At 61.2% G+C, this 14,178-nt stretch carries 12 protein-coding genes and 1 rRNA gene; 7 read left to right on the top strand and 6 right to left on the bottom strand.

The features are described from left to right. Positions 1-6: 6 nt before the first annotated feature. Both rrf and mrdA read left to right on the top strand, forming a co-directional pair. Positions 7-122 (top strand): 5S ribosomal RNA (gene rrf, locus C9383_RS15480). A gap of 369 nt (positions 123-491) precedes the next feature. Continuing rightward, a complete protein-coding gene (gene mrdA / locus C9383_RS15470; RefSeq protein ID WP_060752352.1) occupies positions 492-2,384 on the top strand; it encodes a penicillin-binding protein 2 in 1,893 nt (630 codons plus the stop codon). A 22-nt stretch (positions 2,385-2,406) separates the two neighbouring features. Here the strand turns inward: mrdA and C9383_RS15465 are convergent, their stop codons facing one another. Then, a complete protein-coding gene (locus tag C9383_RS15465) occupies positions 2,407-2,805 on the bottom strand; it encodes a GFA family protein (RefSeq protein WP_090372473.1) in 399 nt (132 codons plus the stop codon). Positions 2,806-2,906: 101 nt separating this feature from the next. On the opposite strand from C9383_RS15465, the gene C9383_RS15460 reads away from it, so the two are divergent. From C9383_RS15460 to C9383_RS15440, 5 genes are all read left to right on the top strand, one after another. Then, a complete protein-coding gene (locus C9383_RS15460; RefSeq protein WP_090372204.1) occupies positions 2,907-3,374 on the top strand; it encodes an SRPBCC family protein in 468 nt (155 codons plus the stop codon). Between the two features lie 118 nt (positions 3,375-3,492). Continuing rightward, positions 3,493-5,850 (top strand): DNA polymerase II, encoded by a 2,358-nt coding sequence (locus C9383_RS15455; protein ID WP_090372202.1) that lies wholly within the window; start codon positions 3,493-3,495, stop codon positions 5,848-5,850. Between the two features lie 73 nt (positions 5,851-5,923). Further along, on the top strand, positions 5,924-6,502 hold the full coding sequence (locus C9383_RS15450) for a GNAT family N-acetyltransferase (protein ID WP_090372200.1): 579 nt from the start codon (positions 5,924-5,926) through the stop codon (positions 6,500-6,502). Between the two features lie 16 nt (positions 6,503-6,518). After that, a complete protein-coding gene (locus C9383_RS15445) occupies positions 6,519-7,151 on the top strand; it encodes a glutathione S-transferase family protein (protein ID WP_090372198.1) in 633 nt (210 codons plus the stop codon). A gap of 165 nt (positions 7,152-7,316) precedes the next feature. Then, positions 7,317-7,892 carry a DUF4174 domain-containing protein gene (locus C9383_RS15440; protein WP_090372196.1) on the top strand — a complete coding sequence of 192 codons (576 nt, stop codon included), beginning with the start codon at positions 7,317-7,319 and terminating at the stop codon, positions 7,890-7,892. A 59-nt stretch (positions 7,893-7,951) separates the two neighbouring features. Here C9383_RS15440 and C9383_RS15435 read toward each other — a convergent pair whose 3' ends face one another. Genes C9383_RS15435 through C9383_RS15415 form a run of 5 tightly spaced genes read right to left on the bottom strand, consistent with a single transcriptional unit; the run spans position 7,952 to position 14,171 of the window. Beyond that, entirely contained in the window at positions 7,952-8,995 is a 1,044-nt protein-coding gene (locus C9383_RS15435) for an acyltransferase family protein (RefSeq protein WP_162843541.1), read from the bottom strand. A gap of 22 nt (positions 8,996-9,017) precedes the next feature. Continuing rightward, a complete protein-coding gene (gene murJ / locus C9383_RS15430) occupies positions 9,018-10,427 on the bottom strand; it encodes a murein biosynthesis integral membrane protein MurJ (protein WP_090372193.1) in 1,410 nt (469 codons plus the stop codon). Between the two features lie 2 nt (positions 10,428-10,429). Then, the gene (locus C9383_RS15425; RefSeq protein WP_090372469.1) at positions 10,430-11,857 is read right to left on the bottom strand and encodes an O-antigen ligase family protein; all 1,428 of its coding nucleotides are present in this window, start codon (positions 11,855-11,857) and stop codon (positions 10,430-10,432) included. Positions 11,858-11,859: 2 nt separating this feature from the next. Then, the gene (locus C9383_RS15420) at positions 11,860-12,963 is read right to left on the bottom strand and encodes a glycosyltransferase family 4 protein (protein WP_090372190.1); all 1,104 of its coding nucleotides are present in this window, start codon (positions 12,961-12,963) and stop codon (positions 11,860-11,862) included. Then, a complete protein-coding gene (locus C9383_RS15415) occupies positions 12,954-14,171 on the bottom strand; it encodes a glycosyltransferase family 4 protein (RefSeq protein WP_090372188.1) in 1,218 nt (405 codons plus the stop codon). Before C9383_RS15415 ends, C9383_RS15420 begins: the two co-directional genes overlap by 10 nt. Positions 14,172-14,178: the final 7 nt, after the last annotated feature.

Here is a 14,178-nt window from a genome sequence, read left to right as displayed (position 1 = left end):
GAATTTCTTGACGACCATAGAGCATTGGAACCACCTGATCCCATCCCGAACTCAGCAGTGAAACGATGCATCGCCGATGGTAGTGTGGGGTTTCCCCATGTGAGAGTAGGTCATCGTCAAGATTAAATTCCGAAACCCCATTTGCGAAAGCAGATGGGGTTTTGTTTTGGGCGATCGAAAAGTGGCAAGCTGGCTGCGGCGCGGCGCCCAGTGGGTTCAAGCTAATTGTCTTGAGCCGCGTGTGTCAGCACAATTACTCATCCCACGAGCCCCGCGCGCCTAACCTATCGGGCATCGGTCGCAAACATGGCCACCTATGGCTTGAAGCCTTTCGAGAGCCAAAGTCCGTGTTCACCTGACAAAACACATGCCGTTGGGGAAATCGATGCAAAGTGTTTCTGCATTTTTGGTATGGTGCAGCACATTTTCACAAGGATTGATCTTTATCCGCAGGATGCGGCGTCGACCCTCTTCAACGAGATGCTGTAGAAATGCCTGAAGCGATACCGATCAAAGATCACGAAAAAGAAAACCGTTTGGTCAACAAGCGTCTGTTCGCCTGCGCGCTGCTGGTGATTGGTATCACCTGTGCTCTGGTGGGCCGCCTGTATTTTCTGCAAGTGGTGCAATACGACTACCACTCCACGATTTCAGAAAACAACCGGGTCCACGTACTGCCAATCACGCCGACCCGCGGTTTGATCTATGACCGCAACGGCGTCGTGCTGGCTGATAACCGCCCCAGCTACAACCTGACGATCACCCGTGAGCGTACTACCGACCTCAAGGGCGAGTTGGATGCCATTGTCAATCTGCTGCACCTACCCGCCGAAGATCGTGCAGTGTTCGACAAGGCGCTGAAACAAGCGCGCCATCCGTTTGTGCCCGTCACGCTATTTTATGAACTGACTGAAGAACAGATTGCCGTTTTGGCCGTCAACGAATTTCGTCTGCCAGGCGTGGACGTTGAGCCGCAGTTCGTGCGGCACTATCCGTTGGGCCCGCATTTCGCTCATTCGATCGGCTACGTCGGTCGCATCAACGAAAAAGAATCCAAGTCCCTCGATTCTGTGGAATACCGCGGTACCCAGTCCATCGGCAAGACCGGCATCGAGCGGTTCTATGAGTCTGAGCTGCATGGCCATGTCGGCTATGAGGAGGTCGAGACTAACGCCCAGGGCCGCGTATTACGCGTTCTCAAGCACACCGACCCGATCCCCGGCAAAAACATCGTGCTGAGTCTCGACGTCAAACTCCAGGAGGCCGCCGAAGAGGCCCTGGGCGACCGTCGTGGCTCGGTGGTGGCACTTGATCCACGTACGGGTGAGGTGCTCGCCATGGTCAGCAAGCCGAGCTTCGACCCGAACCTGTTCGTCACCGGTATCAGCTTCAAGGAATACGCCGCGCTGCACGATTCCATCGACCGTCCGCTGTTCAACCGCGTGTTGCGCGGTCTTTACGCGCCCGGCTCGACCATCAAGCCGGAAGTGGCCATCGCCGGTCTCGACAGTGGTGTCGTCACCGCTCAAACCCGAGTGTTCGACCCTGGTTACTATCAGTTGCCCGACTTTGACCACAAATACCGAAACTGGAATCACAGTGGCGACGGCTGGGTGGATATGGACGCAGCAATCATGCGTTCCAACGACACCTATTTTTACGACCTGGCCCACAAACTCGGGATTGATCGGTTGCATGACTACCTGGCGGAATTCGGTCTTGGTCAGAAAGTCTCCCTGGATATGTTCGAGGAGTCTGCTGGCCTGATGCCGTCTCAAGCCTGGAAGCGCGCCACACGTCGCCAACCCTGGTTCCCGGGGGAAACCGTGATCCTGGGTATCGGCCAGGGTTATATGCAAGTCACGCCACTGCAATTGGCCCAAGCCACCGCGTTGATCGCCAACAAAGGTGTGTGGAACCGGCCGCATCTGGCCAAGACCATCAACGGTGTGCCGCCAGTGGATGAACATCCGATGCCCAACGTAGTCCTCAAGGACCCGCGTGATTGGGAACAGGTCAACCACGGCATGCAGCTTGTGATGCACGACCCGCGAGGTATCGCACGGGCCGCGGCGCAAGGTGCGCAATACCGCATCGCCGGCAAGAGTGGTACGGCGCAGGTGGTCGCGATCAAACAAGGCGAACGTTACGACCGTAACAAAACCCTGGAGCGCCATCGCGACAACGCCTTGTTCGTCGGGTTTGCCCCGGCGGAACATCCGGAGATCGTCATTTCGGTCATGATCGAGAACGGTGAGGCCGGTGGCCGAGTCGCCGGCCCCGTGGTACGTCAGATCATGGACGCCTGGCTACTCGATCAAGAGGGGCACTTGAAACCCCAATATGCCGCGCCGGCCAAAGCCCCGGGCGACCCGCACGTCTAAGCCGGGCCAGGACAGGACAGGATCAGGCTGGTCGCGCCACGCACTCCAAACCCTCATGAGCCAGCCACGGCACATCGTGGCTCGTCCAGATATGCGAAGTGGGCCTGACGCCTGGGTCATCATCCAGCGTCGCCACTCGCACGATCACATGGGGCTGATGCCCGCGTTCCGCCATCAGATGTGATCCGCAACGCGAGCAGAAATGTCTCAGCTTGCCCGGCGACGATTCAAACGTCGACAGCAGCTCCTGACCCTGTATCCAGCGAAAGTGCTCACGCATCACCCCGGCAGTGGCGACGAACGCAGCTGCATGGGTTTTGCGGCAACTGTCACAGTGGCAATGGCTGATAGGCATGTCGAGGCTGTCCACCTGATAGCGCACAGCTTTGCAGAAGCAACTTCCGTTCAACGGGTCAGTCATAAAGTACGGCGGCCGTGTCGAGGGTAGGGGCACTATCATCGCGCATAACTCAAGGTTGCGCATTGATCGATGTCGCCTACTGTCAATGGAGGAGGTGACTTATGCTTGTATTAGATCGCATCGAACGGAAAGTCCTGCTCAACGCTTCACGCAAACAGATCTGGGAGGCCCTGACCGACGCCGAAAAGTTTGGCAGTTGGTTCGGCATCGCCCTCAAAGGCAAGAGCTTCGCCGCGGGTGAAACCATCGAAGCCCCGATTACTTACCCTGGTTACGAACATGTGATGTGGAAGGCCAGGATCGAACGCATCCTGCCGCAAACCCTGTTTTCCTTCTGGTGGCATCCTTACGCGGTCGAGCAGGACATCGACTACGACAAGGAGTCCCCGACACTGGTGGAGTTCACCCTAGAGGACCGTGCGCCGGGCATTCTGCTGCGGGTTGTCGAGTCCGGGTTTGATGCTATCCCTGCCGCCCGCCGCCAAAAAGCCTTCAAGATGAACTCCCGTGGCTGGGACGAGCAAATGAACAACATAGAGACTTATCTGGGCCAAGCCCATCGGGCGTGAACCGCACGGGTTGCGGCGGGCTGCCGCCGGCGATGCCTGAATCGCACGTAAACGTGCCGTGTAGAGACGAATGCCGAGTAGAATCACGCTCTGAAAGCGATTCCTGAGGTGCGGTACGTTGGATTTACAGCAGGGTTTTGTCCTGACCCGGCATTGGCGCGACACTCCGGCAGGCACGGAGGTCAGTTTCTGGCTGGCCACGGACCATGGCCCGCGGTGTATTCGGTTGCCCGTGCAGACCTCGGTGATGTTCATTCCTCAGGTCCATCGCAAGCCGCTGGATTGGCTGCTCAAGGGCGAGCGTGATATCGAATTGCGCCCGTTGCAGTTGTGCGACTTTCATCATCGTCCGGTGCTGGGCCTCTACACTCGCCAGCATCGCCAATTGATGGACTTGGAAAAGCGCCTGCGTGCCGCCGGTGTCGATGTCTACGAAGGCGATGTACGCCCACCGGAGCGCTACATGATGGAGCGCTTCATCACCGCGCCCGTGTGGTTCGGTGGCACACCTGAGGCAACGGGCGTGTTGGGCGATGCGCAGATGAAACCCGCGCCCGACTACCGCCCGCCGCTCAAGCTGGTGTCCCTCGACATCGAGACCACCGCCCAGGGCGATCTCTATTCCATTGCTCTGGAAGGCTGCGGCGAGCGTCAGGTGTACATGCTCGGCCCACCCAACAAAACCGCTGCGGTAGATTTCAAGCTCGACTACTGCGAGACCCGCGCCCAACTGCTCGAACGCCTCAACCTGTGGCTTGCCACCCATGACCCCGATGCGATCATCGGCTGGAACCTGGTGCAGTTCGACCTGCGCGTGCTGCATGAGCACGCCCAGCGTCTCAATGTACCGTTGTTGCTGGGGCGCGGCGGTGAAACCATGACGTGGCGCGAACACGGCAGCCGCAATCACTACTTTGCGGCGGCAGCGGGGCGGTTGATCATCGACGGCATCGAGGCACTGCGTTCGGCCACTTGGAGTTTCGAGTCCTTCAGCCTGGAAAACGTCGCGCAAACCCTGCTCGGCGAAGGCAAGGACATCTCCACACCCTATCAGCGCATGGACGAAATCAACCGCATGTTTGCCGAGGACAAGCCCGCCTTGGCACGCTATAACCTCAAGGACTGCGAATTGGTCACGCGGATTTTCGCCAAGACCGACTTGCTCAAGTTCCTGCTGGAGCGGGCCAGCGTCACTGGGTTGCCGGCCGACCGTAGCGGCGGCTCCGTCGCCGCCTTCACCCATTTGTACATGCCGCTGATGCACCGCCAGGGCTTTGTCGCGCCGAACCTGGGCGACAAACCACCCCAGGCCAGCCCCGGCGGGTTTGTCATGGACTCGCGTCCCGGCCTGTACGAGTCGGTATTGGTGCTGGATTACAAAAGCCTCTATCCGTCGATCATCCGCAGCTTCCTGATCGATCCGGTAGGCTTGATCGAAGGCCTCAAGCACCCCGAAGACAGTGCGTCAGTGGAAGGCTTTCGCGGTGCGCGGTTCTCTCGCACCCGCCATTGCCTGCCGTCCATCGTCGCTCGTGTTTCCGAAGGCCGTGAAGTGGCCAAGCGTGAACACAACGCTCCGTTGTCCCAGGCCCTGAAAATCATCATGAACGCCTTCTATGGTGTGCTCGGTTCCAGCGGCTGCCGGTTCTTCGATACGCGGCTGGCTTCGTCGATCACGATGCGTGGGCACCAGATCATGCGCCAGACGCGCAAGCTGGTCGAAGCCCAGGGTTACGAGGTGATTTACGGCGACACGGATTCCACCTTTGTCTGGCTGGGCAAAGCCCATTCCCAGGCCGATGCCGGCCGCATTGGCCAGGCGCTGGTCCAGCACGTCAACGACTGGTGGCGCGAGCACTTACAGCGCGAATTCGGCCTGCAAAGTGCCCTGGAACTGCAATACGAAACGCACTTCAGCCGTTTCCTCATGCCGACCATTCGCGGCGCTGAGGAGGGCAGCAAAAAGCGCTACGCGGGCTTGGTCGTGCGCGAGGATGGCAGTGAGGAAATGGTCTACAAGGGCCTGGAAACCGTGCGCAGCGACTGGTCGCCCCTGGCGCGGCAGTTCCAGCAGGAACTCTACCGGCGCATCTTCCATCGCCAGCCCCATCAGGACTACGTGCGCGACTACGTGCGGCGCACCTTGAGCGGTGAGTTCGATGAACTGCTGATCTACCGCAAGCGCCTGCGTCGTCAATTGGATGACTACGAACGCAACGTGCCACCGCATGTACGCGCTGCACGCCTGGCCGATGACTACAACGACCGCATGGGCCGCCCGCGGCAGTACCAACGCGGTGGCTGGATCAGCTATGTGATCACGCTCAACGGCCCGGAACCGCTGGAGGTGCGGCAGGCGGCGATCGACTACGACCATTACGTCACACGGCAATTGCAGCCGGTGGCCGATGCGATCCTGCCGTTCGTCAACGACGATTTCGGCACCCTGGTCGGCGGGCAAATGGGCCTGTTCTAAAACACTTGCCGAAGCGCCGCGCAAGCCTGCACTCTTGCCCTCTGACGACCACTCGCAGACGGCGCAGCTCTCCATGACCCAGATCACCTTGACCGGCACTATCGTCGAACTCCAACCCTTGCAGCTCGAACACACAGCGGCCTTGCTCCAGGCCGCCGCCGACGGTGAGTTGTGGAACCTCAAGGTTACCAACGTCCCCGGCCCGGACACCATCGAGGCGTACATGGCGACCGCCTTGGCCGGGCGTCATGCCGGTACGGTCATGCCCTTCAGCATCGTGCGCAAGAGCACTGGCGAGGTCGTGGGCAGTACGCGCTTCTGGAAGATCGATCGGGTCAACCGCAAGCTGGAGATCGGCCACACCTGGCTGGCGCAATCCACTCAGAAATCGGCAATCAATACCGAGGCCAAGCTGTTGTTGCTCAGCTACGCCTTCGATGTGCTCGACTGCGTGCGCGTGCAATTTACCACCGACGAACTCAACGAAAACTCTCGCGCAGCCATCCTGCGTCTGGGCGCCGTGCAGGAAGGCATCGTGCGTCACGAACGCATCATGCCGGACGGGCGCAAGCGCAACTCGGTGCGCTTCAGCATCATCGACTCGGAGTGGCCGCTGGTGAAGGCGAACTTGCAGGCCAGACTAGTGCGATAAACCAGAGGGAACGCCCATGTATACGCTCTACGGTACCGACGATTCCGGCTCATGCATGATCGAAATTGCCCTGCAACGTTGCGCAGTACCGTGGCACCGGGTAGAGGCCAGCTCCTGGCAGGAGGGCGAGGGCACCGAAGCCCTGGCCCGTATCAACCCACTCAAGCAGATTCCCACGCTGGTCACCCCCGATGGGCAGGTGCTGACCGAAAGCGCTGCCATCCTGATCTACCTGGGCATGGCGTTTCCCGCGTCGGATCTATTGGCCGGCAACCGCGCGCAGATCCTGCGCGGCCTGCTCTACATCACCGCCAATTGCTACTCGGCGATCGGCATCATCGATTATCCGCAGCGCTGGCTGGGTAATGCGGATGAGGCGCTGCAGGCGCAACTGGTCAGTGGTACGCGACGCTATCTGCATCAAGCCTGGGTGATGTTCGCCGATCAATTTGCCGAACAGTTGTTCGCCCCCGGCAATGTGCCGAACGCCCTGGGCATTATGGCGGCCGCGGTTTCGCACTGGGATGAGGCGCGTGAGGTATTGACCGCCTTGGCGCCAAGCTTCGCCCAGAGCCTGGCGCACGTGGATGCCGACCCCATCGTGGCACCGGTGTTCGCCCGGCATTGGCCTCTGTGGGAAGTCTCATAATGTTTCCGCAATCAGAAGAAACAATGGCGCCTGACCCCATCCAAGCCCTTGCGTCGTGGGCGTCCTGTCCTACTCTTTCGTAAAGCGGTGTAGGAATCATCCTTGAATTTGACTGTCGCACACATGAAACTCAAGAACCCTGCATGGAATTCAAAGGAGGTGCGCATGCTCATCCGGTCGCTGACCCTGGCTACCTTGATGGCTTTAACGGGGCCGCTGTTGGCCGCTGAGGATATCAACCCGCTCAAGCAAGACATGGGCAAGTCCCGTCCGCTGGTGGTTGTGGAGCTTGATTCCGGAAACTCCACCTTGGCGACTCTTCAGAAACAACTGAGCGAGCCCGCCACCAAACAATCCTTTGAAGAACGCAATATGGTGTTCTACACCGTGAAGTTCGGTAGCATCGGCGCTGAAGGGGAAAAGTTTGCCAAGGAAGCCAAGGACAACAAGAAGCTGACGCCGCCGGAAACCAATGCGTTGATCCGGGCCCTCAAGCTGGGGGCCGGCAGCGGCACCAAGGTGATCCTGATCGGCAAGGACGGCGAGAAGAAAATCGAGAAGACCGTGCCACCGGATACCCTCGATTTGAAGGAATTCTTCAGCGCCATCGACCAGATGCCCCAGGCCGAAAAAGACCTTGCGGCACCGGCTGAACCGGAACCTGCCGCAGCGCCTCCAGCCAAGGGCGCCAAATCGGCCAAGCCCGGCAGTAAGCCCGCCGCGTCACAACTCGATGACTGAACATGCATGACACGTGTGGGAGCGAGCAAGCCCGCTCCCACATCGTATGAGTGGTATTTTCAACTTTTCGGGGCTTTGCGCACCGGAAACGGAAAGTAGAAGAACCGCAAGACCGCCACACGCTTGATCACTTCCCCAATCATCAGCGGTACCACCACCGCGATCACCAGGCCCAGACAGGCCGACATGAACGGATGCAGGCCCAGGCGCTCCATGAGGTCCACGGCCTTGTGCTGGATTTCCCCGTGAAAGATCAACACGATCAGCGTTGACTGGCCGATATACGTCATCATGCGGGTTAATAGAGGCGATACCATCAGCACCCGTGCCAGCGCCCAGCACATATACACGCCGATCACCGCCAGCAGACTGGTCCACAACCAGTGGTCATAGCGTCGTTGCGCCAGGTCCATGGTGTCGCGGCTGTAAACAAACACGGCGGCGAACAGGGCGATGGAAATCACCAGGGTCAGCAGCGAGCCCTCATGCCTGCGCAGCCAGTCGCGCAGCAGGTAACCGTAGATAAAATAGGTGCTGCTGATCAGGGTGACTTCGAGGCTGAAGGGCAGGCCGGGCATCGTCCAGGTTTGCCCGCCTATGGTCACCGGTACTTGCCAGAACCACGGCAGTACCCAGATGCCGAGCAACAGTTGCGCGACCATCAGCAGGCAACTCGCTAGCAACGGCAACTTCAGATGCTGGATCAGGCGCAGCATTAACCAACTGAACAGAATCGCCACCCAGAAGTGCGGTAAAAACCACAACGCCTGCCACGGGATCGTGTCCACCGAGGCGTACAGCACACCGCCCACATCCGGCAACAGGGGCTGCCCGCGCAGCAAATCACGTACGAGCACATACATCAGCATGGTGAAGAAAAACGGCTTGAGCAGGCCATCGGCCTTGCGCACCGCCATCTCCACAAACGGCTGTTCGGGCTTGAAAAACACGCCGGACAGAAAGAAGAACAATGGCAACACAAACGAGGCGAGTATCGGATAGAGCAGGTCCAGGGAGTTGGCGACAAACCAACTATGGCCATACACGATCACCAGGATGCCGATGCCTTTGGCGATATCCATTTGAATCCAGCGTTGTTTCACGTAACGACTCCTGATCGATCATTCATGCCTTGCGCCACGGCTTCAGCCACAGCCCCATGCCCAGCAACACCACGGTGCCTGCCAGGGTACTCAGCCCCAGTTGCAGCCACACGCCTTCAATTGAAAACAGCCCCAGCGCGGCCGCGCCCATGACCAACGCACTCAGCAGCCACTGCCGCGCCCAGGGCAGGGCGGCGAGCAATGCCTGGCGCTGCATCAGCAACAGTGCCGTGCACATCACCCCGGCCAATGCGGCCAGCGGAATGCCCGCCAGGCCAAACACAAAGGGCAAGGCCGCGAGCAACAGCACATTGACCAGGCTACCGAGCAACTCGCACCGCAGCGGCTGTCGCGTGTCGCCGGCGGCGTAGGCATAGCGCGCGAGCAGGGCGTTCCAGGCGCCGAACACCAGCGGTACGGCGAACCAGGCCAGCAGCAATGGCAACGGTGAATCCGCCGACTGCTTGGGCAGCAGCAGGGCGACCAGGCTGGGCGCCGCCGCGACCAGGCCGACGCCGGCCGGCAAGGTCAACACGCTGGCGGTCTCCAGGCCACGCTTGAGCAAAGCCAGGCGCTCATCGCCCTGGCGGCGGCTCATCATGCCCAGCAGCACCTGGTTGAGGCTCATCAGTGCAATCAGCGGCAGGTTCATCAACTTGCGCGCCAGGTTGACCCACGTTACCGCGCCTTCCCCCAGCAGCGAGGCCACCAGCCGCTCGATCAGCGCCAAACCTTGGCTGGCACCGTTGCTCAGCAGCAGTGGCCCGATGCGTTGCCCCAGCTCCTGCAACGGCGTGATGCTCAACTGCCAGCGCCATGGCCGCCAGCCTTGGCGCCAGATCGACGGCAGCAAGGCCAGTGGCATCAACAGGCTACCGGCCAGGCAGGCCAAGGCCAGTGCGCGAGGTTCAGTCGCGGTGCCTGCCAGCGCGAGGTAAGTCACCGGCGGCAGGTTGAACAACAGCGAGCCCAAGCCCGCCAGCACAAAGCGCTCGCTTGCCTGCAACGGAATACTGAATAGCGCATGCAGCATCAAGCCCGGCACGCACCAGGCCACGACCTGCAAATTACTCGCCGCCAGGGCTGTCGCGCTGGCCGCCAGCCCCGGACCGAGTAGCTGCACCAGCCAGGGGGCCAACAGCGTCAACAACAGGCTGGTCATCAGCGCAATCAGCAGCAACGCGGGAAACAACACCGCCAGCCAATCCAGGCGTTCGCTGTCCTTGCGTTGCAGGTACAGCGGCAACGCAGCGGCGCTCAACACACCACCGGCCAACGACATGCGCAACGCCTCAGGCAAGAACAGCGCGATCAGGAAGGCGTCACTGCGCTCCCCGGCGCCCCAGGCCGCCACCAGCAGCCACTCGCGCGCGAACCCCAGGCACAGGCCCAGCAGGGTCGCCAGGGTCAGCCAGACGGCGGAACCGAGCATGCTTAAGGCCGCACGCCGTCAAGCAACGGTTTGCGATACGCCACGGTCTTGTCCTGCGGCAGGCGTGCCGGAAACAGGCGGCGTGCTTCCAGCACGTTGATGCCCACCATCAGCCAGAACAGCGCCACCATCACCACGGCAAAACTGAAGTAGTGGTCAAACAGACCGCTGACCAACGCTGACAGAATCCCGGCCGTGCTACCCAGCCACAGCGCGTTGTCCTTGGTCAGGCGGATCGGGCCGGCTTCCGGGCGTGCTTCACGCCACCAGCGCACGGTGACCGCTATAAACAGCAGCATGCCGACGATGCCCGTCTTGTAGATGAAGTTCAGCCACAGGTTGGAAATCCCCAGCAGGTGCGTGCCCGGCACGGGCGGATCGACCTTGAAACCAATACCGAACGGATAGGCCGCCACTGCTTGGGGGAACATGCGGTATTCATCGACACGGACCTCGGTACTGGCGTTGCTCGACGAGAAGATCGTCGCCAGGCGGTCCTGCAATGGCGGGTAGGCCATCACCAGCGCCACGGTCAGTACCGCGCCGACCATCAGCAGGCGTCCGGTGTATGGCACGCGGCGCGTGGCCATCCAGATCAACACCAACGCCAGGCTGACCATTGCCCCACGGCTACTGGCCAGCAGCAACGCCGCCGCCCCCAGGCATGCCACGCCCAGGCCCAGCGCACGCTTCCAGCCGCGCTCGGTCATGCCGAAGCAAAATGCCAGCGGCAACAGCAAGGCCATGATCCCGCCGATGGCATTGGGGTGCATCCACGGCGAACCCATGCGTGACGACATCGCCTCCAGGCCGAATTTCAACATGTCGAAGTTGCCGTAATTGAGCAGCGCTAGGATCGGCGCAATCCCGGCCCCTGAACGGGTGCGTATGAATACGGCGATGGACATCACCAGCATTGCCAGGGTGCCCAGCAGCAAGGCCATCACCAAGGCTTCGCGGCGTTTTTGATCCACCAGCAACTTGGCGGTGAGGAACACGCCCGAGAGGTTCAGCAACCAGCGCAACCAGTTGGCCACGCCGCTGCTCTCGGCCTGGATGCTGACCTGGCCGACGATGAACGGGAACACGCTGAACAGCATCAGCCACAGCAGCATCTGGTCCGTCGGCCGGCGTGACAGGATCGGCGTGTCCGGCAGGCGGGCCAGGAAGCTGTGCCACATCACGGCGCCCCAGGTCAGCGCCAGGATCGCTTCGCTCACCGTGCTGCGGATCCCCAGGTTGATGGTCGAATAAGGCATGAACGTCGCCACCAGCGCGAAGAGCAGCAAGCCCCAGAACGGAAATCGCAGGATGGTCACGGCCGCCGCTAGGCCGACCACGGCCAGGAACGCCTTGGCGGGTGACAGTGCCAGGGCCAGCCCGCCGAACAGCAGGCCGAACAGAATCGCAACGAGGCTTGCCAGGGTTATTCTCACGTGAGTTCCTCGATCAGTTCGGCCACGCGCCGGCGATAGGCATGGTGGTTGAAACGCTGCGCCCAATGGCGATGTTGTTCGGATGAGTCTTCATCGGGCTGTTGGCTCAGGTTCACCATCAAGGCGGTCAGCGCTGCGCTGTCGGTGGGCGAAAAGCGCGCCGCCGACGGTGGCGTGATTTCATCCAGCGACGTACCGCTGGCCACGGCCACCGGGGTGCCGACACTGAGCGCTTCGATGACCGGTAAACCAAAACCTTCGGCATAGGACGGTTGCCACAGGCGCGATGCCTGCCGGTACAACCCATGTAACTGGGCATCCGACACGCCGCTCAGTGCACGAATGCCCGGCAGCGTACGCTGGGCCTCGGGCAGGTGGTCAAGGCTGCCCACCAGCACCAACTCTGGCACGTTGGGCGATTGTTGGCGGGCTTTCTGCCAGGCCTCCACCAGGAACGGTACGTTCTTGCGCAGCTCGCGAGTCCCGACCAGCAGCCAGTAGCGCTGCGGCAGTTGATAGGCGCTGAGATCTGCCGGCGGTTCGCCAAACCCATCGACCTGATTGGGCAGCACACGAATCTTGCCCGCCGCCTTGGGGAACAGGCGTACGGTTTCATCCGCGCTGTACTGTGAGGGCGTCCACACGCGGTCGGCGCTGTGCACCGCGTAGGCAATCGACACGCGATCACTGGTTTTGTAGATCAAGGCCTTCAGACGGTTGGCGTGGTAGTTGTTCAAGGTAATCTGGAACAGGTCATGCAACAGCACCACGGTACGCATGCCCTTGGGCTTGGGGGGCAATGGCAGGCCCATATTGAAGGTGCTGATGTACACATCGATGTGTTGCTCACGCAAGGCACGCGGCAGGAACCCGGCTTCGAAACGCAGGCGGTTCTGCGGCTGATGCATCGCGGTTTTCGCGCAGCCCCAGGCCGGGCAGTGGGCCCGCAAGCGGGTTTCATCGCCCAGCGGGGCCACCGTGAAACGCTCCAGCTCGATACCCGGCAGGCTGCACAGCGCATTTTCCAGCGCATACACCTGACGGCTGATGCCCGATTGCGGCGAGGTGCCGACGGTGCGGTAATCCAGACCTACACGCATGTGGGCTCCTTTTGATTGAGCGGCGAGAGCGTCGCGTACACCTGCTCCAGCTGGCCGGCGGCGACACTCCAGTCATGAGTCCGGCGTGCATAGGCGCGGCCAGCCTCGCCCATGGGCAGTGCCGCTGCGGGATATTGCAGCAGGCGCACTACTGAATCCGCCAGGCCGCTGGCAGTCTGCCCGCCCAGATAATCCACCCCTTCGACCAGGTCCAGGCCCGAGACCCCTTGTTCGGTGCTGGCCAACGGCAACCCCGCAGCCAGGGCTTCGAGTACTTTGAGCTTGGAACCGCCACCATGACGCAACGGGGCCAGGAATACCGAGCAACTCGATTGCAGCGCCAACAGGTTCGGCACAAAACCTTGCCACTCGATACGCGGGTCCTGCCAGCGTTCGCGCCAGCTGCCGGGCATGCCGAAGCCGCACACGCTCATGCGCGCATCCGGGCATTGCTCCCAGACCTTGGGCAGGATTTCATCCAATGCCCATTCGATCGCGTCCACATTGGGAGCGTATTCATAATTGCCGAGGAACAGCACACGGCGCGCCGCGGGATCAGGACGGGCACCGGCGAAATGCGCGCAATCCACGCCGTTGACCACCACGGGCACGGGCTTGCCGGCGATGTTCTCCAGCACCTGCGCGTCGCCGGCGGTGACCGCCACCACCTGCGTGGCCTGGCGCATGACGCGGCGCTCCCAGCGGCGGTATCGCCATTGGTCGTAGTGAATGAAGGGCAGCGCCCAGCGGGGCAGGCGGTCGTAGGTCGCTGCGCCGAGCGCCGATTCCACGTTGTGCTCGGTCAGCACAAAGGGTTGGGACTTGCGCGCCAGGGCATCTTCATAGGGTTGGAAGGTGTAGGAGTGTTCGATCTGCACCACATCCCAATGCTCATTGAGCAATGGGTCGAAGGTGTCCTGCAGTGCACCTGACAAGCCATTGACACTGGCCAGCAGCGGGTAGGGCGCAAACAGCCCGGCCACCAGGGTTTTCACGCTGCGCAGTGGGCGGCGCGGCAGGATGATCAACTGTTCCAGGAAGGCTTCCAGCACCTGGCGATCGGTCAGCGACACGGGGTGCTTGTCATGCAGCAACAACGTGATCCTGTGCCCACGCGCGGCCAGGCTGCGCAGCAAGTGGAACTGGCGCGTCTTGCCGCCGCTGGTGGCGGGCCAGGGCGAGTAGGGCAGTATCCATAAAATGCGCATGGCGGGC

The sequence above is a fragment of the Pseudomonas palleroniana genome, from assembly GCF_003031675.1.
Classification (GTDB): Bacteria; Pseudomonadota; Gammaproteobacteria; order Pseudomonadales; family Pseudomonadaceae; genus Aquipseudomonas; species Aquipseudomonas palleroniana.
Note: the sequence above shows the minus strand (reverse complement) of the source record. Positions and strands in the feature narration are given on the sequence as shown.

Excerpts from the sequence above, each read along its gene's own strand:
- mrdA (WP_060752352.1), top strand. The coding sequence starts at position 492 with ATGCCTGAAGCGATACCGATCAAAGATCACGAAAAAGAAAACCGTTTG.
- C9383_RS15465 (WP_090372473.1), bottom strand. The coding sequence starts at position 2,805 with ATGACTGACCCGTTGAACGGAAGTTGCTTCTGCAAAGCTGTGCGCTAT.
- C9383_RS15460 (WP_090372204.1), top strand. The coding sequence starts at position 2,907 with ATGCTTGTATTAGATCGCATCGAACGGAAAGTCCTGCTCAACGCTTCA.
- C9383_RS15450 (WP_090372200.1), top strand. The coding sequence starts at position 5,924 with ATGACCCAGATCACCTTGACCGGCACTATCGTCGAACTCCAACCCTTG.
- C9383_RS15445 (WP_090372198.1), top strand. The coding sequence starts at position 6,519 with ATGTATACGCTCTACGGTACCGACGATTCCGGCTCATGCATGATCGAA.
- C9383_RS15440 (WP_090372196.1), top strand. The coding sequence starts at position 7,317 with ATGCTCATCCGGTCGCTGACCCTGGCTACCTTGATGGCTTTAACGGGG.
- murJ (WP_090372193.1), bottom strand. The coding sequence starts at position 10,427 with ATGCTCGGTTCCGCCGTCTGGCTGACCCTGGCGACCCTGCTGGGCCTG.
- C9383_RS15420 (WP_090372190.1), bottom strand. The coding sequence starts at position 12,963 with ATGCGTGTAGGTCTGGATTACCGCACCGTCGGCACCTCGCCGCAATCG.
- C9383_RS15415 (WP_090372188.1), bottom strand. The coding sequence starts at position 14,171 with ATGCGCATTTTATGGATACTGCCCTACTCGCCCTGGCCCGCCACCAGC.